Annotated in this window: 18 protein-coding genes; 10 read left to right on the forward strand and 8 right to left on the reverse strand. The window is 70.3% G+C overall.

What is annotated here, in order from left to right:
• The first annotated feature begins 91 nt into the window (after positions 1-91).
• The 5 genes from Q0Z83_RS43885 to rplI all read left to right on the forward strand — a co-directional run bounded on the left by Q0Z83_RS43885 (position 92) and on the right by rplI (position 3,163).
• A complete protein-coding gene (locus Q0Z83_RS43885; protein WP_317789405.1) occupies positions 92-1,174 on the forward strand; it encodes a hypothetical protein in 1,083 nt (360 codons plus the stop codon).
• Positions 1,175-1,468: 294 nt separating this feature from the next.
• Positions 1,469-1,759 carry a 30S ribosomal protein S6 gene (gene rpsF / locus Q0Z83_RS43890; RefSeq protein WP_014448192.1) on the forward strand — a complete coding sequence of 97 codons (291 nt, stop codon included), beginning with the start codon at positions 1,469-1,471 and terminating at the stop codon, positions 1,757-1,759.
• A gap of 65 nt (positions 1,760-1,824) precedes the next feature.
• The gene (locus Q0Z83_RS43895) at positions 1,825-2,418 is read left to right on the forward strand and encodes a single-stranded DNA-binding protein (RefSeq protein ID WP_317789409.1); all 594 of its coding nucleotides are present in this window, start codon (positions 1,825-1,827) and stop codon (positions 2,416-2,418) included.
• A 41-nt stretch (positions 2,419-2,459) separates the two neighbouring features.
• Positions 2,460-2,699 carry a 30S ribosomal protein S18 gene (rpsR, locus tag Q0Z83_RS43900; protein WP_007073789.1) on the forward strand — a complete coding sequence of 80 codons (240 nt, stop codon included), beginning with the start codon at positions 2,460-2,462 and terminating at the stop codon, positions 2,697-2,699.
• Between the two features lie 14 nt (positions 2,700-2,713).
• Positions 2,714-3,163 (forward strand): 50S ribosomal protein L9, encoded by a 450-nt coding sequence (gene rplI, locus Q0Z83_RS43905; RefSeq protein WP_043529634.1) that lies wholly within the window; start codon positions 2,714-2,716, stop codon positions 3,161-3,163.
• 121 nt (positions 3,164-3,284) lie between these two features.
• Here rplI and Q0Z83_RS43910 read toward each other — a convergent pair whose 3' ends face one another.
• Positions 3,285-6,806 (reverse strand): hypothetical protein, encoded by a 3,522-nt coding sequence (locus Q0Z83_RS43910; protein ID WP_317789411.1) that lies wholly within the window; start codon positions 6,804-6,806, stop codon positions 3,285-3,287.
• A gap of 382 nt (positions 6,807-7,188) precedes the next feature.
• On the opposite strand from Q0Z83_RS43910, the gene dnaB reads away from it, so the two are divergent.
• Positions 7,189-8,634 carry a replicative DNA helicase gene (gene dnaB, locus Q0Z83_RS43915; RefSeq protein ID WP_378078380.1) on the forward strand — a complete coding sequence of 482 codons (1,446 nt, stop codon included), beginning with the start codon at positions 7,189-7,191 and terminating at the stop codon, positions 8,632-8,634.
• 411 nt (positions 8,635-9,045) lie between these two features.
• Here dnaB and Q0Z83_RS43920 read toward each other — a convergent pair whose 3' ends face one another.
• The 4 genes from Q0Z83_RS43920 to Q0Z83_RS43935 all read right to left on the reverse strand — a co-directional run bounded on the left by Q0Z83_RS43920 (position 9,046) and on the right by Q0Z83_RS43935 (position 14,236).
• Positions 9,046-9,384 carry a YbaB/EbfC family nucleoid-associated protein gene (locus tag Q0Z83_RS43920; protein ID WP_317789414.1) on the reverse strand — a complete coding sequence of 113 codons (339 nt, stop codon included), beginning with the start codon at positions 9,382-9,384 and terminating at the stop codon, positions 9,046-9,048.
• A gap of 697 nt (positions 9,385-10,081) precedes the next feature.
• Positions 10,082-10,468, reverse strand: a complete 387-nt coding sequence (locus Q0Z83_RS43925) for a TFIIB-type zinc ribbon-containing protein (protein ID WP_317789416.1) — start codon at positions 10,466-10,468, stop codon at positions 10,082-10,084.
• Position 10,469: 1 nt separating this feature from the next.
• A complete protein-coding gene (locus Q0Z83_RS43930) occupies positions 10,470-11,747 on the reverse strand; it encodes a glycosyltransferase 87 family protein (protein ID WP_317789417.1) in 1,278 nt (425 codons plus the stop codon).
• Positions 11,744-14,236: a putative bifunctional diguanylate cyclase/phosphodiesterase gene (locus tag Q0Z83_RS43935; RefSeq protein ID WP_317797294.1), complete on the reverse strand. Its 2,493-nt coding sequence runs from the start codon at positions 14,234-14,236 to the stop codon at positions 11,744-11,746. The genes Q0Z83_RS43930 and Q0Z83_RS43935 overlap by 4 nt, the downstream gene beginning before the upstream one ends.
• Before the next feature lie 358 nt (positions 14,237-14,594).
• Between Q0Z83_RS43935 and moaC the strand changes: the two genes are divergently transcribed.
• From moaC to Q0Z83_RS43955, 4 genes are all read left to right on the forward strand, one after another.
• Positions 14,595-15,086: a cyclic pyranopterin monophosphate synthase MoaC gene (gene moaC / locus Q0Z83_RS43940; RefSeq protein ID WP_317789418.1), complete on the forward strand. Its 492-nt coding sequence runs from the start codon at positions 14,595-14,597 to the stop codon at positions 15,084-15,086.
• Positions 15,059-15,559: a MogA/MoaB family molybdenum cofactor biosynthesis protein gene (locus Q0Z83_RS43945; RefSeq protein ID WP_317789420.1), complete on the forward strand. Its 501-nt coding sequence runs from the start codon at positions 15,059-15,061 to the stop codon at positions 15,557-15,559. Before moaC ends, Q0Z83_RS43945 begins: the two co-directional genes overlap by 28 nt.
• 16 nt (positions 15,560-15,575) lie before the next feature.
• A complete protein-coding gene (locus Q0Z83_RS43950) occupies positions 15,576-16,793 on the forward strand; it encodes a molybdopterin molybdotransferase MoeA (RefSeq protein ID WP_317789422.1) in 1,218 nt (405 codons plus the stop codon).
• 131 nt (positions 16,794-16,924) lie between these two features.
• Complete coding sequence (locus Q0Z83_RS43955) at positions 16,925-17,332, forward strand: molybdenum cofactor biosynthesis protein MoaE (RefSeq protein ID WP_317797295.1); 408 nt, start codon at positions 16,925-16,927, stop codon at positions 17,330-17,332.
• Positions 17,333-17,467: 135 nt separating this feature from the next.
• Here Q0Z83_RS43955 and Q0Z83_RS43960 read toward each other — a convergent pair whose 3' ends face one another.
• The 3 genes from Q0Z83_RS43960 to Q0Z83_RS43970 all read right to left on the reverse strand — a co-directional run bounded on the left by Q0Z83_RS43960 (position 17,468) and on the right by Q0Z83_RS43970 (position 20,844).
• Positions 17,468-18,892, reverse strand: coding sequence for a glycosyltransferase family 87 protein (locus Q0Z83_RS43960; protein WP_317789423.1), 1,425 nt, complete (start codon positions 18,890-18,892; stop codon positions 17,468-17,470).
• A 221-nt stretch (positions 18,893-19,113) separates the two neighbouring features.
• Positions 19,114-19,611, reverse strand: a complete 498-nt coding sequence (locus Q0Z83_RS43965; protein ID WP_317789424.1) for a DoxX family protein — start codon at positions 19,609-19,611, stop codon at positions 19,114-19,116.
• A gap of 27 nt (positions 19,612-19,638) precedes the next feature.
• Entirely contained in the window at positions 19,639-20,844 is a 1,206-nt protein-coding gene (locus tag Q0Z83_RS43970; RefSeq protein WP_317789425.1) for an AAA family ATPase, read from the reverse strand.
• Positions 20,845-20,924: the final 80 nt, after the last annotated feature.

A 20,924-nucleotide genomic window follows, 5' to 3' on the forward strand; every position in this document is an offset into this window, starting at 1 on the left:
CGCGTCACCGCGCTCCACAGCGACTCGTTACTTCCATTGATCTTTGCTGACGGATGCCGGCGTGAGCCGGTGTTGACCTGGGGGATGGCGCATGTCGCGGCAGTTCCGATACCGGATGGCGGCGCTGGGGCTGAGTGCCCTGATCTTCGGCGCTCCGCTGCTCTCGAACGGCACGGCGAGCGCCGACCAGTTCGACGCCGACAGCCGGATGGTGAGTTTCGCCGGCATCGGTATGTTCGGCCTGTCCTGCGGTTCGCGGCCGAGCGCCGAGGCGATGACGGTGCCGGCCAGCAGTGTGGTCCGGGTGGTCAACCAGACCGGCCACGACGCGCAGCTGCGGCTCGGCGGAGTCCCACGGGGCATCGTCCCGGCGGACGGGATGGCCGAGGTGATGTTCCGGCGCGGGACGACTGCGGTGCAACTCACTCCGGAGTGCGCGTTCGGTGAGGACGTGCTGCCGATGCTGGTCACGGCGGCGCCGTCGGCCTCGTTCGAGCAGCCCGGACCGACCCCGGAACCGATCGGTGGCGGCTCGCCGCTGATGTCGAGGCCGGCGAACGGCTCACCGGCGCGTACCTCCGGATCGGTCGTCCCGGACTCCGTCGCTCCGATGTCCGAGCCCACCCGTACCACCTCGAAGGGGTCTCGGCGCGGAGCGCACAAGTCGGACCGATCGCGGGCCGCGACCGCCAATCGGGCCTCGGCCACCGCGGAGCAGGCGCCGCAGGGCGACACCGAGCCGAGGATCAAGAGCAAGGCCCGGCGGGGTACGGCCGGAGTCGGCGCTCCAGCGTTCGCCGGCATGCCTCCGGGCGGCCGGAAGTCCGTGACGCCCTCGGTGCCGACGCCGGATCAGGTCGTTTCGCCGACAGCTGGAGAGAAGCCGACGGCCGGAGAGATTCCGACGGCCGGCGAGATGTCGGCGGCCGGAGAGGAGCCGACAGTCGGAGGGGAGCCGTCGGGCGGAGAGAACGTGGTCGGCGGTCCGGCCGACGAGCCGCCCGGTTCGGGTGGTCTGGACGCCGCTCAGCCGGTGGCCGCGGTCGGGCGGATCGAGGACGGGCACCCGCTGGGCCTGCTGGGACTGACCGCTCTGGTCTGCGTACTCGGCGTCGCAACTGCCGCGATTCGGGCAATCGTGTCGCAACGTGCATCACGTACAAATATGGCGTAAGCTCCTCTTTGAAAGCTCCGCGGGGCGTACGCGTCCAACCTCATCGGTGTGGTCGTTCCTCCCCAGGTCCCACCCAACGAATCGGGCCGGACGCCCCGCGGCTCTCCACCGGCGACCTCGTCCCACGGACGGGGTCGCCGTTTTTGGGCCGAGCGACCCACCTGGGTATGCTGGCTCGGTTCGCAGTGTGTTCGCCGTGGGCTCATGTCTCCCACGGCTTTCTTCTGCGAGCGACACAAGACCTCCTGCCACGGAGAGACCGTGGCCGCATAGCCCACAGGAGGTGAGAACGTCTTGCGTCATTACGAACTCATGGTGATCCTCGACCCTTCGCTCGAGGAGCGCACCGTTGCTCCGTCGCTCGACCAGTACCTGAACGTGATCAGGACCGCGGGTGGCTCGGTGGAGAAGCTCGACGTCTGGGGCCGTCGCCGGCTCTCGTTCGAGATCAACAAGAAGGCCGAGGGCATCTACGCGGTCGTCGACCTGCAGGCGACGCCCGAGGCCGTGGCCGAGCTGGACCGTCAGCTCCGGCTCAACGAGTCCATCCTGCGCACCAAGGTCATCCGTCCCGAGACCCGCTGAGCCGTTTTTGTCAGAGGGTCCTGAGACCCTTTGCGTCAACGATCTGAGCGGCGAGGAGAAGTTTCATGGCTGGAGAAACCGTAATCACGGTCGTCGGCAACCTGGTCAACGACCCTGAGATGCGTTACACCAACTCGGGCGCGGGTGTCGCCTCGTTCCGCATCGCCTCGACGCCGCGGACGCTGGACCGGCAGACCGGCGAGTGGAAAGACGGCGAGGCGCTCTTCCTCACGTGCAACATCTGGCGTGAGGCCGCCGAGCACGTCGTCCAGTCGCTGCAGCGCGGCGCCCGGGTGATCGTGCAGGGCCGGCTGCGTCAGCGGTCCTACGAGACCAAAGAGGGCGAGAAGCGCTCCTCCTACGAACTCGAGGTGGACGAGATCGGCCCATCTCTGCGCTACGCCACGGCGACGGTGCAGAAAGCGGTCCGGTCCGGCGGTGGCGGCGGCTTCGGCAACTCCGGGGGCGGTTTCGGCTCCGGTGGTGGCGGCGGCAACCGGCAGTTCGGTGGCGGCGGTGGCAACAACAGCGGTGGTGGCGGTCGTGGCAACAGCAACGACTTCGACGACCCCTGGGCCACGGCGGCACCGGCGTCCGGTGGCGGTGGCCGTTCCGGCGGTGGTGGCAACTCCTCGTTCGACGACGAGCCTCCCTTCTAAGCCCTACCGGGCTTTCCAGATCACCAACAGGAGTTTGAGCAATGGCTAAGGCTGCGGCGCTTCGCAAGCCGAAGAAGAAGGTGAACCCGCTCGACAAGGACGGGATCACCTACATCGACTACAAGGACACCGCGCTCCTGCGGAAGTTCATCTCCGACCGCGGCAAGATCCGTGCCCGCCGCGTCACCGGTGTGACCTCCCAGCAGCAGCGGCAGATCGCCCGCGCGGTCAAGAACGCCCGTGAGATGGCGCTCCTGCCGTACACGGCCACGGCGCGCTGAGAGGGGGCACCGAGATGAAGATCATCCTTACGCAGGAGGTTTCCGGCCTCGGCACCCCCGGCGACATCGTCGAGGTGAAGAACGGCTACGGCCGCAACTACCTGCTGCCGCAGGGGTTCGCGATCCAGTGGACCAAGGGCGCCGAGAAACAGGTCGTCGTGATCAAGCGGGCCCGCGAGGCTCGTGAGATCCGCGACCTGGGTCAGGCCAACGAGGTCAAGGGCCAGCTGGCCGGTCTCAAGGTCACGCTGAAGGCGCGCTCCGGCAACGGTGGCCGTCTGTTCGGCTCGATCACCCCGGCCGAGATCGTCGACGCCGTCAAGGCCGCCGGTGGTCCCGCGCTGGACCGTCGCCGCCTCGAGCTCCCCGGTCACATCAAGACCACGGGCTCGTACAACGTGCAGGTCAAGCTGCACCCCGAGGTGACCGCGACGTTCCCGGTGAACGTGGTGGCCGCCAAGTAGTCGTCGTACTACGCCGAAACGGCGCGTCGGGCTTCGGCCCGGCGCGCCGTTCTCGTTGCAGGAGCAAGGGCGGTCGTTCTCGTTGCCGGAGCAAGGGAACGTCGTCGAGCGAAGGGCCGGGTCAGCTCAGGCTGTTGCCGGTGATCGCCGAGCTCAGCACGGTGGCCAGACCGCCGCCGACCACCGCCGCGGCCAGGCCGACACTCGCCGATTTCCAGGCCGTCGTGACGGTCCGCAGGCCGTAGGCCACCACCATGCTCAGGACCAGTGCGATACCGAACCCGGGCGCGGCGGCGGCCAGCGTGTCCAGGGCGTGACCGCTCTGGCCGCTGTTGACCACGAAGATGCCGAGCACGAAGAGGACGACGGGTACGCCGTACCAGACGACGGTGTAACCGACCGCCGCGAGCGGCGTGCCGGTGTCCTCCTGCTCCTCTTCTTCGTCCTCCGGATCGAGGAGATCGTTCTGCCGGTTGAGCAGGAAGTCGCCGCCCATCGGGCGACGCTCGTAGGAGCCGGTGCCCTGGAAGGCGCCTGTCGCCCGGCGAGGAGGCCACGAGGTGTCCTCCTCGACCGCCACTCCACCGGCGCCCACTGTGCCGGGTGCGGCGATCACCGAGGTGGCGCTCAGGGCCAGATTCGACGATCCATCGACCGCGGCTGAACCGCTTGGCCGAAAGGGAGGAAAGTCCGACGTGTCGTAACGGCGGGATTCGCCCTCAGCCAGTTCGGTCTCGCGGGACAGCTCTCGGCGCCAGTCGGTCTCACCGTCCTGCCCGGCGCCTCGATACTCGGCCCCGCGCCGGCCGGCGCGTTCCGCGGCGAGCCAGTCCGCTAGCGGCGGACGGTCGCCGAAGCCGCCTCCCGAGGGCGGCGGAGGATCGTCACGGTCGCTCCAGCCACGCCGCGACGAGGTGTCGGTCAGCGGATCCGGCCAGCGTGCCGTCAGATCATCCGAGGCATTGCCATACACCGGTTTCTGCTGCTGCGTCCAGGCCGGCCCGGACGTGGGCGCCGAGCTGCCCGCCGGCAACGCGCGGGCCGACCCGAAACCGGGGCGGCGCTGCTGCTCAGGGGGCGTGTCATAGGAGGCCGGCTGGGCCGGGATGTTCTGGCCGCCATACACCGGTCCACGCTGGGCCGACGGGGGCTGCTGACGCTCCTGGTCGAGCCAGGACGTCTCGGAGCCACCGCCGTAGGCCGGCCGCTGCGATGCCGGCCGCTGCCCGCGCTCCTGATCCAGCCAGGACTGACCGCCCGCGCCACCCGGTCGCCGGCCATGCTCCTGGTCGCCCCAGGCGGGGCCGCTGGCCGGCGCGGCGGGCAGTTCGCGAGCGCCGTACGTCGGCTGCTGTTGCGCGGACGGACCGGCCGGCAGCTCGCGCTGGCCACCGCCGTAGGCGGGCCGCTGCGGCTGGGCGGACGGGCCGGCCGGCAGCTCGCGCTGGCCACCGGCACTGCCGAAGCCACTGCGCGGCGCCTCCGGGCGGGCCTGACCGTAGCCGCCACTGGCTGGCAGCTCGCGCTGGCCACCGCCGTAACCCGGCTCCTGCCGACGGGGTGCCTCGGCCGGCTCGTCCCGGTAGGCGCGGCGGCGCGGTTCCGGTCCGGCCGGCTCCGACCACTGCGGCGCAGCCGGGCCGCGACGGCCGTCCTGCGGGTAGCCCACCGAGCCGGACCGACTGTCCTCACCCGGGTAGCCCGGTCCGGGACGGCCGTTGTCGGCGTACCCCTCCGGGTCGATGTTGAGACGCCGGTACTGCCGGCTCTGCCGCGGCTCGGGATCGACCTGCCAGGCCTGCGGGCCCAGCGGTTCCTCGCCGGGGCGCGGACGGATCGGCGGCTCAGGGGCCCGGGACGGCTCCGAAGCGCGACGCCGGCCACCGGAGTACCCGTCGGGGCTGAACGGCTCCTCAGGACGGCCACGGCGGGCGGAACGACCATCGTCGGCCGGGGCGTTACCGGCCGACCAACCGGCGCCACTCGTATTGCCGGCCGGAACCGAGCTGCTCGGCAGCGGCCCACCGGGCACACCACCGACCGGCTCGTCACGCCGGGAACGACGGGCCGGAGGCTCATCGTCGTCCTTCATCGCCTCGCGACGGGCCGCCTCAGCACGCCACGCGAGCACCCGCGGGTCCTCCCCGGAGCGGCTCCACTGGCCGGTGTCCGGGTCGCGGGTCCAGTTGCTGGTGTCCTGGTCGGCATCCCAGGAGGCGGTGTCCTCACGCCAGTTGGTCGGATTGGAGTTGTACCGACGACGCTCGGCGGCGCCACCACCGGCGCTGCCGCCGCCACGACGGGCGGGCGGCTCGGGGCGGGTCTCCTCGGGCTCGCGCCGCCGGTCACGCCGGGACGGTGCCTCGGAGCGGGCCGCCCACGCGGGGCGCTCGTCCTGATCCGGAACGACCGGAATGCTGCCGGTGTCGGTGTGGTCGGCCCAGTTGTCCGCAGACGACCCGCTCGACCAGCCACTCCCGCCGGACGGGGCCGGATCGGCCTCGGCAGCCCGGCGGCGCCCGACCCGGGTGGGGCGCTCGCCGAAGCCGCCCGCGTCCCGTCGCCAGGCCGCCCGGTCGTCCTCACGGACCAGATGGCGGGCATCCTCTGCGGCAGACCGCTGCCAGCGCGGCGCGTCGGTGCGCTCCCAGCGGGTGAGGCCGGTGGTGTTCTCCCCGGGGCCGGGACGACCCTGATCACCCCAGGTCGAACCGGCGGACGCCGCGGACGAGGTGGACCAGGTACCGGTACCGGTGTCGGCGGCCCGGCGGCGCGACGGGGTCTGCGGCTGCTGCCAGGACGGTGTCTGGGAGGCCTGCGGCGTCGAGGCCGACGGCTGCTGCCAGGACGGCGTCGCCTGCGGCTGCTGCCACGAGGGTGTCTGCGACGGCTGCTGCCAGGACGGCGTCTGGCCCGCCGGGGTCTGCGTGGACGGCTGCTGCCAGGTCGGCATCTGGGTGGACGGCTGCCGCCAGGACGGGGTCTGCTCGACCGGCGTGGTCGCGGCCGGCAGGTCCGGCCGACGCTGCCAGGAGGACGAGTTGTCCGGGTCGTTGCGTCGCCAGGACGGTGTCTCGGTGGAGGGCTGTCGCCACGACGGGGTGCCGGTCGACTGATCGGCGGCGGGTGACTGACGCCACGACGGGATCTCCCGATCGGTGCCGGTCTCCCACGCGGTGCCTGGGATCGACGCGGATTTGTCCCGCTCAGCGGCCTCGTCCTCGGCCCGCCACGCCTCGGTGGTGGAACGCCAGACATGCGAGCCGGTGGACGAACGCCACTCGGTGGTCTGCCGCCAGCGCGCGCCGGTGGCCCGCCACTCCGCGGTCTCCGTGCGCCAGCCGACACCGTCGGCCGGGAAGGTCGGCCGACCGGTCGGGGTGACCTCGGAGGACCACCTGTTCACCGGCTCGATCGCCTGGCCACCACCGCCATACGGCTCGACCTCGGCCTGCTGGGCCCAGTCGTCGGCACGGCGCTGCCAGGCCAGTGCCTCGTCGCTCGGCGCCATGCTGCCGGTATCGGTCAGCGAGGCCCAGCGCGACTCCGGCTCCTCGATCTCCGGCTCACGGGTGGGCCAAGCACCCGCAGCGCGCCGAGGGCGCGACATGCGGGTCCCGTAGTCCCACTCCCGTTGGTCCACCTGGAAAGGGTGACGTGCTCGAAGCGGAACCGCAACGCCTCAGTGCGACTGCTTGCTCACCCGAGTAGCTATTTCCGCAGATCCTGACTTGTTTCTGCCCTCCACAGGTGGAGAGGCCGAATCCCCTGCTCGGGTTCACTGTCCCTGAAGTTGTCCACACGGTGTGCACAGGGATACCCACAGAGTCACCGGTGATGTCCACAGGTTGTCCCAAGACTCGTCCACCGCGGCAGTTGGGCAGGTGGCGGCGGGGTTCGTACAGTGGTCCAGCCTCACAAGCGGACTTAGATCTTCAGCGAACCCCTGAATCCCGCCCGGGATCAGTCGAAGGGGGAGGCAGTTCGACCGTGAGGCGGCCATGGCCGAGTGGAGGGGGAAACCGGTGTCGATCACCGACGACGCGAGGCCCGAGTCGCGGCCGCCGTCCCAGGCCGGTGGCGGCGGCGGCAACAAGGGCGGTGGCGGGGGCAACAAGGGCGGTGGCGGCGGCTTCGAGGGCGGCTTCGACAAGACGCCACCGCAGGACGTCGCGGCTGAGCAGGGTGTGCTCGGCGGCATGTTGCTGTCCAAGGACGCGATCGCCGACGTCGTCGAGATCCTCAAGGTCAACGACTTCTATCGGCCGATCCACGCGACTGTCTACGACGTCATCCTGGACCTCTACGGTCGTGGCGAGCCGGCCGACGCCCTGACGGTCGCGGCCGCCCTCGCCGACTCCGGCGATCTTCAGCGGGTCGGCGGCGTGCCCTACCTGCACACTCTCATCGAGAGCGTGCCCACCGCGGCGAACGCCTCCTACTACGCCCGGATCGTCTCGGAGCGCGCCATCCTGCGCCGGCTGGTCGAGGCGGGCACCAAGATCGTGCAGCTGGGTTACGGCACCGGCGGCAACGGCGGACGTGACGTCGACGACATCGTCGACCTGGCCCAACAGGCCATCTATGAGGTCACCGAGAAACGGGTCAGCGAGGACTTCGCGGCACTCGGAGACATGCTGCAGCCCACCCTCGACGAGATCGAGGCGGTCGGCGCGGCCGGCGGTGTGATGACCGGCATCCCGACCGGCTTCCAAGACCTGGACCGGCTGCTCAACGGTCTACATGCGGGCCAGTTGATCATCGTGGCCGGTCGTCCCGGTCTCGGTAAGTCGACCGCGAGCATGGACTTCGCCCGCAATGCGGCGATTCAGTACGGTCACGCGAGTGCCATCTTCTCGCTGGAAATGAGCAAGATCGAGATGGTCATGCGTCTGCTCTCCGCCGAGGCGCGTGTGCCGTTGCACACACTGCGCTCCGGCCAGCTCTCCGACGACGACTGGACCAAGCTGGCCCGGCGGATGGGCGAGATCAGTCAGGCGCCGATCTTCGTCGACGACACCCCCAACATGAACCTGATGGAGATCCGAGCCAAGGCACGCCGCCTCAAGCAGCGGCACAACCTTCGCCTGCTGGTCATCGACTACCTCCAGCTGATGTCCTCGCCGAAGAAGACGGAGAGCCGCCAGCAGGAGGTCTCCGAGCTCTCCCGTGGTCTCAAGCTGCTGGCCAAGGAGATCGAGTGCCCGGTGATCGGAGTCAGTCAGCTGAACCGTGGTCCCGAGCAGCGGACCGATAAGCGTCCTCAGCTGTCCGACCTGCGTGAGTCCGGCTCCATCGAGCAGGACGCGGACGTCGTGATCCTGCTGCACCGCGACGACTACTACGACAAGGAGTCGCCACGCGCCGGCGAGGCCGACTTCATCGTCGCCAAACACCGAAACGGCCCGACCGACACCATCACGGTGGCAGCGCAGCTGCATCTCTCGCGGTTCGTCGACATGGCGATCTAAAACCCATATTTCGTACGTTCGGAGGCGTCGCCAACCGCATCCGGCCCGTTCCGGGCCTACTGACGCGACGTCTCCGCAATGAGAGCCACAAGGCGACTCACGCGCCATCACTTCATCACCGGCCGGGAGAGCGTTCCCTTATCGAACATTCCGTATTTGTCGTACGCCGGGTCGACGCGAATGATTCGCAGATATTTCCGGAAAGGCACAACGATTGCCGCGGTGTGGACACGCGGCGGACAGTGTCACCGGGTCGCGGTATCGGTGGTGAGAACCGCGGCCCGGCTCGGGAGCGTGGACCTGTGACCGTGGGGTGGGGCCATCGGTCCTGGCGTGTGGTGTTTCCGTGACGGCTGAACTGAACAGATGTGTTGAGTTCGGTCTCACATGGGGAGCGGGTCTTCCGAAGAGTCAGGCGTTGTCGGTCGGGCGATGGTTGGTGACCAACTGCTCGATCTGCCGAGACTTGCCGGCCGAGGCGTGCTGGACGGTTTCGACGATGACGCGGGCGAGGGTGTCGACCGGCCATTCACGGCAGGCGTCCTGGTTGAGCCGCAGGTCGACGAGACGGCCGTCGGCGTCCACAGTGGCCCGCACCTCGCCACTCTCCGATTCGGCGCTGACCTGCATGGTGGCGACGCTGCGCTGAAGCTCGTCCACTCCGGAGCGCAGTTCCTCGTATCTGCCGTAGATGTCTTCCAGATCGGTGCGCAAGTTGGGGTCGGCCGCACGATCAGCAGTTTCAGTCACGGTTCTTCCTCCGTTCGCCGCGACAGGGGGGCGGACGTGAGAATACCCAAGATCGGCGACGTTGCGTATTCCGGTAACTTCGTAACGCACACGAAAAGAGAGACTTATCGAAATAGCTCACTTTTAAGTGACGATACGACTCCGTCTTGTGACTACCGAGAGTGAGCAATAGCACTTTCGCAATTCGGACGTCTCGGCGAAGCGCACGAACTTCCACAGGTAGACCGAACACTGTGGAGCAAGAAGCCGAACGATGACATGACTCTGCGTGCCCGAGGGTGGTCTGGCGGGCGCGGAAAATTATCAGCCGAATCTGCCGAGTGCCCGGGCCGGTGGTGGGCTCGCGGGGCACGGTGTCGAGACGACTTTCGCTGTGCGGGGTCGGCCGGCGCCGGTCGTGGCCGCAGGGAGCGGGTAGGCGGGACGGACCACGCTCGTGGTGCGGCGGCTGGTAGTCGAGGCGCGCGCAGAGGTAGCCGGTCGCAGCGACGCGAACCTCAATCGACCGAAGTAAGAGCAAGCCGGACCAAAGGCAGGCCGGACCAAGGGCAAGCCTGAGCTGGTCGGCCGCCTCGACTCGGGGTCGGAGGCGGCCGGTCCCAGCTTCACCGTTCCGGAGCCCGGCGACCGGGCCGTCATGTCGACGGCAACCGTGACGCGGGGCCGGAGCCGGTCAGGCGCGAGTGGCTCGGAGCGGTCAGTCGAACAGGTCGTGGAGGAAGCTCCGACGGCGGTAGTGGCCGTGGTGGCCGTATCCGCGCCGGTAGTGACCGTGGTGACCGTACGCCGGGGCGGCCGGCGGGTAGGCGTGCGGCGCCGGTGCACCATACGGCGGCGGGGGCGGCGGAGGCGCGTAGCCGGGCTGGTGCGTCGGCGCGTGCGGGGTGTGGGGGGCGGGCGGAGGCGGCGGTGGAACCTGGCCACCGGACGGGGCGCGGTTATAGCTGGCCTCGGCGGCGAACAGCTTCTCCAGCTCGCCACGGTCGAGGAAGATGCCGCGGCACTCGCTGCACTGGTCGATCGTGACGCCGCTGCGCTCGTAGACCCGCATCTCGCCGTGGCACTTGGGGCACGTCATATGCATTTCAATGACGGTACAAGGCCGTGTCATGCCGTGGGGCGGAAGAACCTGTGTCCTTGCTGAGTGCTGGTGCGAAGAGCAGTAGCGCGGCGGGGTAGAGGAGGTATCCGAATCGTGTCGTCGGCATCAGCAGGATCGCGGTGAGGAGCCCGTATCCGCAGAAGAGAGCAGCGGCGCGGGCGGTCCGGGGCGGGCGGCGCAGGAGCAGCAGACCGATCACGGCAGCGGCGAATACCAGCAGGCCAGCGGCTATGTATCGGCCGCCGGGAAGGTTCTGGGAGATCAGGTAGCCGGGGAACGGGGACTGCGCGGGACTCGTGACCAGGCCGTGGCCGAGGGGGAATCGGAGCACGTTCTCGATCAGGGCGTCGGCGTTCACCAGCAGCGGTGGGAGCAGGGCGAGCAGGGGCAGGCCGAGGGCCCCGGGCAGGAGACGGCGCCACGTTCCGGTGACTGTCGCGTATACGACCAGGACGGCGACGACCGGCAGGGCGAACAGTTTGCAGGCCGCCGCGGCGCCGACCGCCACGCCTGACCAGCCGGGGCGGCCCGTCGCGGCGAGGGCCAGGGCGAGCAGGCACAGGGCCAGGACCGGGATGTCGTCACCGCCGGTGGCCAAGGTCAACGCGGTCACCGGTAGGACGGTTGCGGCCTGGATGGCGCGCACCAGAGCCGGCGAGGTGGAGGTGGGACTCTCGGCTTGGGATACGGGGACGGTCGAGCGGAGCAGCTTGCTGAGGGGGCGCGACGGCCGTACCGATGAAGGGTCTTGAAGCGTGCGGACCAGGGTGACGGCGACGCTGAGGGTGACCACCGTGGCGATCGCGAACCAGATCCGGGCGTCGGTGAACCAGTGGTCGCCGGCGACCGCGCGTGGGAGGCCGAATATCGACATTCCCGGCTGATACGGGCGATAGCCCAGAAGCCGCTCGTCGAGCGGGATGGCGGCGATCTCGGTACGGCTGAGGTAGGGCGTGCCGCTGTGCAGCAACGACTCGCCCATCTGCTCGACGACCAGCACCTCCTCCTGGGCCCGGTCGGTACGCCCACCGGCTCGCTGCACCGACTGGATCACCACCGGTAGCAGCGCGACCGCACCCCAGGTGGCCCAAGCGAGCAGGTCACGGCGCTGGACCAGGTAGACGAGCAGCGCGGCGGCGAGATAACCCCAGGCCGCGACCGCCCCCCACGCGCGATGTGGCAGCAGCGTCGAGGTCAGGGCGGTGACCAGCGCGAAGACCGCGGAGAGGGCGTAGAGGGCCAGGTCCAGCTTCTTGGTCACGCGGGCAAGTTTGGCAGACGGCGCGCAGCCAGGCGCACCACCGAACCCTCGTCGTGCAGGGCTGCCGCCAACACACCGGGCCGTCCGCCCGAGCCGCGTTGCAGCATGCTGAGGAAGCGGGCCGCCGAGTACGGCCGGGCGAACAGATGTCCCTGACCGGCGACGCAGCCGAGCGCCCACAACGCGCGGCGCTGCGGCTCGCTCTCCACACCCTCCGCCACCACGGTCAGATGCAGGTTACGGGCCAGGTCGACGGTGGTCCGGACGACCGCCGCCGCCTCGGCCGTCGTCTCCACTCCGGCCACGAACTCACGATCGATCTTGAGCTGGTGCACCGGGATCCGGGACAGCACCGACAGTGACGAGACGCCGGTGCCGAAGTCGTCGATGGCCAGCCGGACACCGGCGTTGCGCAGTTCGGCGAGGGTGCGCTCGACCACGTCGAGCTGACTGACGGTGAGGGTCTCGGTGAGTTCGAGGACCAGCCGGTCGGCCGGCACGTCGTGCCGGGACAGCCGGGCCAGCACCGCGCTCGGGAAGGACGGGTCGAGCAGGCTGCGCGGTGACACGTTCACCGCCACCGGCAGGTCGAAGCCGGCGTCCCGCCAGCTCTGCCTGGCGATCAACGACTGCTCCAGGACCGCGTCGGCGAACGCCGGCAACTGACCGGACCGTTCGACCGTCTCCAGGAACCGGACCGGGCTGAGACTGCCCTGGTCCGGGTGATGCCAACGGGCCAGGGCCTCGGCCGCGAGAACCTCGCCGGTGCCCAGGTCGACGATCGGCTGGAAGTCGACGGTGAATTCGTGCTCGTCCACGGCCCGCCGCAACTCGCCGGTGAGCATCAGCCGCTCCAGGTCGGCGGTGTCGCGAGCGTGCGCGTAGACGACGATCTGCTCACCGGCGCGTTTTGCCTGGTACATGGCGATGTCGGCGCGGCGCATCAGCTCCTCGACACTGCCCGCGCCGGCCGCCAGCGCGATGCCACCGGCCGCCTCGACGGTCAGCCGCATGCCCTCGACCTCGATGATCGGGTCCAGGGTGGCGAGCATCCCGGTCGCCCGGTGCCCGGCCAGCGCGGGCGTCGGCAGGCCGGTGAGCAGCACCGCGAACTCGTCACCGCCCAGTCGGGCCACCAGGTCGCCGGGGTCGGCCGCGTCCCGCAGACGGGTCGCCACCTCGCGCAGCACCTGGTCACCGGCGGCGTGCCCGAGTGTGTCGTTCACCTCTTTGAAGTGGTTCAAGTCGATCAGTAGCAGGGCGAACAGGCCCTGGGCGGTGGAGCGGAACACCTGCTCGGCGCGCTCGTACAGCCGGCGGCGGTTGGCCAGGCCGGTCAGCGGGTCGTGGGTGGCGGCGTGTGCGTTCTCGGCCGCTATTCGGGCGAGTTCGGCGTACGCCTGCGCGTTCCGGATCGCGGTGCACACCGCCGACGCGAACGTTCGCAGCTTGTACTGCTCGACCTCGGTGAGCCGGACCGTCCCGCCGAACCGCAGGCGCAACACCCCGACCCGGACACTGCCGTCGTGGGCGACGAGGTCGACCGAGGTCTCATCGGGTGGTGTGACATCACCGTCTGCGCGCGGGCCGTCGATGAGGACCTGGGTGGCGGTCGCGCGGACCGTCCGGTCGGCCAGGTCGATCGCGGACTCGGCGGCCGAGAAGATCTGCGCCGCACGGGTCGCCGCCGAGTGCAGGACCTGGGTGAGGTCGACGGCGTTCAGCTCGTCGGTGGCCTTGGCGAGCCGTTGCCACGACTCGCGTTCCTCGCGGGTGCGGACGCTGCGGGACTGCCACAGGTGCATGCACAGCACAACGAGCGGGACGCTCAGCAGGAGCAGCGGGCTGGTGCCGGTGGCCAGGACCGCGACCACCAGCAGGGCGGTGACCAGCTCTCCGACCAGGCAGATGATGTTGCCGGTCCAGTTGCGCAGCGCGACCTCGCGGACACCGTCACCGGTGGCGGTGACCAGCACCGGCACGAAGACCAGGTGATCGACCAGGAAGAAGGTGATGAGCGCCACCACGATGGGCAGCACCGGGAAGGGTGGGTCGGTCAGATCCGGTCGCACACCGAAGGCCAGGAAGACGGCTGCCGCCGAGCTGGTGGTCAGAGCCTCCTTGGCCACCCCGAAAACGGTTTTCTGCAGGTTGACCCGTTTCAGGCAACGCAGCAGAGCCATCGCGGCGACGGCGCAGAAGACCACCCATGGCGCCGGGATGAGAGTGAGCCCGACCAGGACGGGAATCTCGCCCCAGGTGGTGCTTTCGTTGTTGGCCCGAACCCGGACCAGGACTCTGACCCGGTTGGCGATGAACAGGCACCCACACAGAGCGACGAGGACGAGGGGGTGCGGCGGAGGGCTGGGCAGAACGACCGTGTAGGCGGCGAAGCCCGCGACGGCGAACAGGCCCAGAACGGCGACGAGACCGACAAGCAGCCGGAGCTGCTGATCGGTCGCGTTGTCGTCGCTGCTTTCCCGAGACATGACGTCCTTGTCGTCGCCGAGTGCGATCATTTCGTCGCTCAAGGCACAACGTACCGGTTTCAGGTCCACTCACGGTTGTCGCGCATGGCGATACCTCCTATTTGTCCCAGCTCGTCCTGACAGGACAGAATTTAGGACCTGATAGGTGTCGGATTCCAGTGGATCGTGTCGCTATGCGCAGAATGCGACAATAGCGTGACGCGCCGTTACGGACAGTTTCTGAATGGAAACTCATCGCGATGAGAATCGCGTCATTCAGCCACTGACAATTCTATTTCTCAAGCTTGCCGCAGCATCCCTGAGCAGTGTGGACGGAGTGTGAAGCGAATGCGGCAGCGTTGCGAACTAAGCTCCCGGTATGCCCCAGGAAAGCCACCTCACTCACGTCGATGAGACCGGTGCCGCACGCATGGTCGACGTGTCCGCCAAGGCGGTGAGCGACCGTCGTGCCACCGCCGCCGGCCGTGTGCGCACCACCGTCGAAGTCGTCGATCTGCTGCGCCGGGACGGCCTGCCGAAGGGCGACGCCCTCGCGGTCGCTCGGCTCGCCGGCATCATGGGGGCGAAACGGACGCCCGATCTCATTCCGCTCTGTCATCCGATCGGACTGCACGGCGTCAAGATCGAACTGGACCTCACCGCCGACACCGTCGAGATCACCGCGGTCACCAAGACCGCCGATCGGACCGGCGTCGAGATGGAGGCCCTCACCGCCGTCGCCACGGCCGGCCTCGCGATGATCGACATGATCAAGGCGGTCGACCCCGCGGCCAGCCTGGAGAACATCCGGGTGCTGCGCAAAGAGGGCGGCAAAACCGGCGATTGGGTACGCCCGGAGGAGCGGCCGTGACCATCCGAGCCAGAGTCGTCGTCGCCTCGAACCGGGCGGCCGCCGGGATCTACGCCGACACCAGCGGGCCCCGCCTCGTCGCCGGCCTCCGTGAACTCGGCTGCGAGGTGGATGAGGCGCCGGTGGTCGTACCCGATGGGGATCCGGTCGCCGAAGCCCTTCGCGCCGCCGTCGCCGACGGTATCGATGTCGTCCTGACCAGCGGTGGAACCGGGGTCACCCCGACCGACCGAACCCCCGAGGCAACCCGCGGGCTGCTCGACTTCGAGATCCCCGGCATCGCTGAGGCGATCCGTGCCCACAGCCGGGACAGGGTCCCGGCGGCCGCACTGTCCCGCGGCCTCGCCGGTGTGGCCGGCCGCACGCTGATCGTCAACCTGCCCGGCTCCACCGGCGGCGCCAAGGACGGGCTCGCGGTGCTCGGCCCACTGCTCGCCCACACGGTGGACCAGATCCGTGGCGGCGACCACTGAGCGTTAGGCTCTGCGGGTGACCGAGTCGACCCCTGTGGACTGGGAACTGGCGCGCACGCTCGCGTATCGCGCGGGCCTCGACGCGGCCCGCGGTGTGGAGGCGATTCCGCTGGCCGTGGCCGACGGCCGGACCCTCGCCGAACCCTTGCGCGCCCTCACCGACCTGCCCGCCTTCCCGACGTCGAGCATCGACGGTTGGGCGGTGCGCGGTGCCGGGCCGTGGCGCCCGGTCGGCCGGGTCCTGGCCGGTGCCACCCCGCCGCCGCTTACCGCGGACGGCGACTGCGTGGAGATCGCCACCGGCGCGATGGTGCCGGACAACGCCACGGCTCTCATCCGGATCGAGGATTCGGTCACCGGCACCGACGGCCGCGTCTCCGGCGAGCCGCGGACCATCCCGGACTGGCGGTTGCCGGGCGAGGAGGCGCATCGCGGCGAGGAGCTCTTCCCGGTCGGCACCGCGGTCGATCCGGCAGTCGTCGGCGTCGCGGCCACCTGCGGTTACGAGACCCTTTCGGTACGGTCGGCGCCCTCCGCGGCACTGCTGGTCTTCGGTGACGAGCTGCTCACCGCCGGACCACCCGGAGCCGGCCGGGTCCGCGACTCTCTGGGCCCGCAGGTGCCCGGCTGGCTGCGGCGCTACGGCGCGACTGTCGAGTCGGTGCACGGGCCGGTCAAGGACACCCTGACCGCTCACCTGGACGCGATCCGGCTCGCTCTCGACACCGCCGATCTGGTCTGCACCACCGGCGGCACCATGCACGGGCCGGTCGACCACCTGCATCCGGCGCTGGCCGAGCTCGGCGCGTCGTATGTGGTGAACACCGTCGCGGTGCGACCCGGCTTCCCGATGCTGCTGGCCCGGGTGTCCGGTCCGGACGGGCGGCCCAGGTTCCTCGCCGGGCTGCCCGGTAACCCGCAGTCCGCAGTGATCGCCCTGGTCACACTGGTCGCGCCGCTGCTCGCCGGTCTGCAGGGCCGACCGTTGCCGCCGCTGCCGTCGGTCGTCGCCGGTGCGGACGTGGCCGGCCGGGGCGGCTTCACCCACCTGGCGCTGGCCACTCTCGATCCGACCGGGCGGACCGCCACTCCGGCCGGCCACGTCGGTTCGGCCATGCTTCGTGGTCTCGCCAACTCGCACGGGTTCGTCGTCGTCCGGCCCGGCTCGCAGGCCGCCGCCGGTGACACGGTCCCCTTCCTGCCACTTCCTCTGACGCCCGGGGAGCGCCCGTGACCAGCCCCGCCGACCTGTCCCAGCCCGCCGCGTCGGGACCGTCCACGACCTCCGCCGCTGTGCCGGCTTCGCCCGTCCCCGCACCTTCCGCCTCCGATGCGGCTTCTCCGGAAGCCGTCGGTCTGGTGGCCATGAGTGCGGTGGTGGACGAGACGCTGGACCTGGCCGCGCACGAGGCGGCCGTCGCCGACCCCAGGGCCGGAGCGGTCGTGTCGTTCCAGGGTGTCGTCCGTGACCATGACCACGGCCGTGGCGTGACCCTGCTCGAATACGAGGGCCACCCGACCGCCGCCGCGATCCTGCGCGAGGTGGCCGAGGAGATCGCCGCCGACCCGGCCGTCTACGCGGTGGCCGTGTCCCACCGGATCGGCACGCTGGAGATCGGCGATGTGGCCCTCGTCGCCTCGGTCAGTACGGCGCACCGGGCGGCGGCCTTCGCGGCCTGCGCCCGCCTGGTCGACGAGGCCAAGGCGCGGTTGCCGATCTGGAAGCGCCAGGTCTTCCGCGACGGCACCGAAGAGTGGGTCAACTGCCCCTGACAGTGCTCCCACAGACACCCGGGACGCCGACTTCCTGAGGCCGACCGCGCGACGGGATGACCGCCGCCCGGCGGTGATTCAGCGGCCGAGCGGTAGTGGGCTCGTCGCGCGACGGGATGGCCGCCCGGCGGTGATTCAGCGGCCGCGCGGCAACGGGATGGCGGCGCGACGGTGCGGTGCCGGGCGGGCGGTCGGCAGGGTCGGTGCTCCCTGGCGCCACGGCAGCACGTTGACCAGCAGTATCAGGGCCAGCGCGGGCACGTTCCAGCGGAGCGACCAGGCCGGCGTGGCGATCAGGATCAGGTAGCCGACGGCGGCCGCGGTCAGGTAGACGGTTCCGGTGCGGCGTGTCGAGCGGGGCAGCCGGACGCTCAACCGGCGGCGCAGACCGGCGTCGGCCAGGACCAGTACCGCGGGGAGCATCCACAGGCTCTCGGCGGCGGTGGTCACCGGACCGGCCACCGCCGCGGTCAGGCCGACCAGTGTGAAAGCGGCCACCTCGTCGCCCTCGGTGTGGGCGGACCGGGCCCGGATCAGGCCGACCGCCACGAGCAGGATGCCGAAGGCGAACCACACCAGCACCGGCGGGGCCGGAAAGCCGTACAGTCGGGCCATCATTCCGGCCAGGGACTGGTTGTCGAGGTCGCTGACCGGGGCGGGGCGGGCGAGTTCCCACATCGTCGTCCCGTACCAGGTGAGGGTTTCGTCCGGCGCCACCACCAGCATGCCCAGGGTGACCACCGCCGCGGTGGCCAGGGCGGTGAGGGCGGCCCGGCGCTGCCGGGTGATCAGCAGATAGACCACGAAGAGCAGAGCGGTCGCGCTGAAGGTGACGGCCAGGCCGGTGCCGGCGCCGGCCCACGAGCCGTTCGCCCAGATTCGGCGCAGGGTGCCGCCGCCGGACGTGTCGACCTCCCGGCGGGAGCGCTTCGATGATTCCGACAAATCGCCCGAATAGCGTGAGGGCAGGGTGTTGCGGAAGGCGTGCACGATCCGGGCCGCACGCGGACGGTCGGCCGGGGATCGGCGAGTGGCCAGGGCGACCCGGGGCGACCGGCGGGCCCGCAGCAGGGCGGCCAGGGAACGGTCGCGGAGCCGCGCCGCGCGCCGCAGGCCGAGCAGGTCGGCGGCGAGCAGAGCGAAGATCATGAGCTCTGGGCGGCCGAGCCCGATGGCGGCGCGGACCGGCTCGGCGAGTAGCGCCAGGGTGACCGCGGCCAGCACGAACGGGCCGCGTCGACGACCGTGGCGGCGGGCCACCGGACCGGCGATCACCAGGGCGCTGAGCGCCAACGCGGCGAGTCCGGTGAGGGCGAGCAGCCAGCCGGCCACGGGCAGCGGCAACAGGGTGAGAGGCGCGACGAGCAGTGCCGGTGCGGGTGGCAGCGCGGCGCCTGCTTCATTCATCGGGGAGCGGTACGCGTAGAGCCCGTCCCCGGCCAGCCAGCCCCGGATCGCCTCACGTTCGACGGCGAGGGTGCTCAGGCCGTACCGCTGCAGAGAATGGGTGATGATCGCGGCCGTGACCAGCACGCCGACGGCGACCAGTGCGAACCTCATGCGCGCAGCGCTGAGCGCGATGTTCCTGATTGCCGGCATGGCGCGACCCCCGTCTCGTCCCCGGGCACGGCACGACCTGCCGGTTGACCCAGCCCGTCTGCGCGTAGCGCGCAGCGGGTCGGGACGGCGGCAGGGCGTTGCCGAGCGGAAGCGAGCTTAGAAGGCGCTGACCGACCGCGCGGCCCCTCGTCCGCTTTAACGCAAAGGCCGCAATAAGGTTGTTAGCCGGGCAATCTGCGCGCGGCCGCGACGATTCGGGCCTCCCGGCGGGCGGTTCGTACCGCCCGGCGGACCGACCGTTGGCTCCTGTCGATCGCGTGCGATGTCCGATATTGAATGCCGGGGCGGCCCTGTGTGTCGACCGCCGCGAGGAGTAACCCGCCGAGCAGGCCGAGGGTGCGCAGCAGGTGGTCGCGATCGCCCTTCTCGGTCAGCGCGTGCGGGACGAGCCCGGCGGCGAGGACCCCTGCGGCCGGACGGGTGAAGCGCCCGGTGGCGAGGGCGAGGCCGGCCACCACGTCGGTGACGGCCTTGATCCGGACCAGCGTGCGCGGGTCGGTGGGCAGGCGCGGGTCGGCACGCTCGATCAGCGGCGTCACCCGGTCGGTGAGCGGGCGCACCGCCTCGACGCGGGAATCCGGCCTGGCCAGGGTACGGATGCCGTCGACGACGAAGATCGACGCGAGCATCGCGCGGGCTGCGGAGCGTACGGGCCTCATCACCCGGTTATACCCGCAACCGGGCCGTCATACCGGCTGCGTTCTGAGGTAGCGGCCGAAGTGCGGGACGGTGAACGCGACGGTTCCACGTTCACCCGAGTAGATGAGTCCTTTTTTGATCAGCGCGTCGCGGGCCGGGGAGAGGCTCGCCGGTTTACGGCCGAGGGAGATGGCGATCTCCGAGGTCGGCACCGCGGCGTCCATGTCGTTGCCCGGATCGTCGGAGAGCGCGGCCATCGCCCGCATGTACTCCCGCTCGGCCGGGGTGGCCCGCTCGAACCGCGAGCCGAAGAAGCCGACCGCCAGCTCACCCTCCGCCTCCGGCGCGGCCATCAGCACGTCGTCGGCGGTGATCGGCGTCTGCGGCGCGTGGTCCCAGGTCGCCTTCCCATAGGCCTGGACGAAGTACGGATACCCGCCCGACTTCTCGTAGAGCAGGTCGAGCGCCTCCTGGTCGTACTCCACGCCCTCCCGCTCGGCGGGCACACCCAGCGCCAGGTCGGCGGCGTCCCGATCCAATCGGTCGATCCGCGCGTAGCGGAAGAGCCGTTCCGAGTACGACTTGGCCGCCGACAACACGGCCGGCAGGTGTGGCAGCCCCGCGCCGACCACGATCAGCGGCGCGCCCAGCTGGGACAACTCGTGGCAGGCGGCGCAGAGTGCTGACACGTCGGTCGCGCTCAGGTCCTGCATCTCGTCGATGAACAGGGCGATCCCGGTGCCCACGTCGGTGGCCAACGACGCCGCGTCGGTGAAGAGCTCGACCAGATCGATCTCGATGTCACCGGAGTCGGCCCGACCCCGTGCCGCCGGCACGTCGATGCCCGGCGCCCAGCGATCACGCAGCTTGGCGTTGCCGTCGTTGGACCGCAGCGCGAACGCCTTGAGGACACCCAGCACCTCGTCCACCCGATCCGGGTCGCGATGATGCGGGGCCAGCTCACGGATCGCCATGTGCAGGGCGCCGGAGACCGGGCGGCGCAGCGACTGGTCCGGCCGTGCCTCGATCTTGCCGGTGCCCCAGAGCCGGCCGATCGCCGCCGACCGCAGAGTGTTTAGCAGCACCGTCTTGCCCACCCCGCGCAGGCCGGTCAGGACCAGGCTGCGCTCCGGACGGCCGCGGGCCACCCGCTCCAGCACGATGTCGAAGGCGTCCAGCTCACGGCCACGTCCGGCCAGCTCGGGCGGGCGCTGGCCGGCGCCGGGAGCGTACGGGTTCCGCACCGGATCCATGACGTAGCACCGTATCGGGCTCTCTAGCGTCAGCGCTAGAGTCCGCTCGATATCACCCTCTAAGTTGGTCTAGCATCACG

This window comes from Actinoplanes sichuanensis (genome assembly GCF_033097365.1).
Lineage (GTDB): Bacteria > Actinomycetota > Actinomycetes > Mycobacteriales > Micromonosporaceae > Actinoplanes > Actinoplanes sichuanensis.

What these genes read in the sequence shown, in the direction of transcription:
- Q0Z83_RS43885 (WP_317789405.1), top strand. Translation starts at nt 92, where the DNA reads ATGTCGCGGCAGTTCCGATACCGGATGGCGGCGCTGGGGCTGAGTGCC.
- Q0Z83_RS43895 (WP_317789409.1), top strand. Translation starts at nt 1,825, where the DNA reads ATGGCTGGAGAAACCGTAATCACGGTCGTCGGCAACCTGGTCAACGAC.
- rpsR (WP_007073789.1), top strand. Translation starts at nt 2,460, where the DNA reads ATGGCTAAGGCTGCGGCGCTTCGCAAGCCGAAGAAGAAGGTGAACCCG.
- rplI (WP_043529634.1), top strand. Translation starts at nt 2,714, where the DNA reads ATGAAGATCATCCTTACGCAGGAGGTTTCCGGCCTCGGCACCCCCGGC.
- Q0Z83_RS43925 (WP_317789416.1), bottom strand. Translation starts at nt 10,468, where the DNA reads ATGCATATGACGTGCCCCAAGTGCCACGGCGAGATGCGGGTCTACGAG.
- Q0Z83_RS43935 (WP_317797294.1), bottom strand. Translation starts at nt 14,236, where the DNA reads ATGTCTCGGGAAAGCAGCGACGACAACGCGACCGATCAGCAGCTCCGG.
- moaC (WP_317789418.1), top strand. Translation starts at nt 14,595, where the DNA reads ATGCCCCAGGAAAGCCACCTCACTCACGTCGATGAGACCGGTGCCGCA.
- Q0Z83_RS43955 (WP_317797295.1), top strand. Translation starts at nt 16,925, where the DNA reads ATGAGTGCGGTGGTGGACGAGACGCTGGACCTGGCCGCGCACGAGGCG.
- Q0Z83_RS43960 (WP_317789423.1), bottom strand. Translation starts at nt 18,892, where the DNA reads ATGAGGTTCGCACTGGTCGCCGTCGGCGTGCTGGTCACGGCCGCGATC.
- Q0Z83_RS43965 (WP_317789424.1), bottom strand. Translation starts at nt 19,611, where the DNA reads ATGAGGCCCGTACGCTCCGCAGCCCGCGCGATGCTCGCGTCGATCTTC.
- Q0Z83_RS43970 (WP_317789425.1), bottom strand. Translation starts at nt 20,844, where the DNA reads ATGGATCCGGTGCGGAACCCGTACGCTCCCGGCGCCGGCCAGCGCCCG.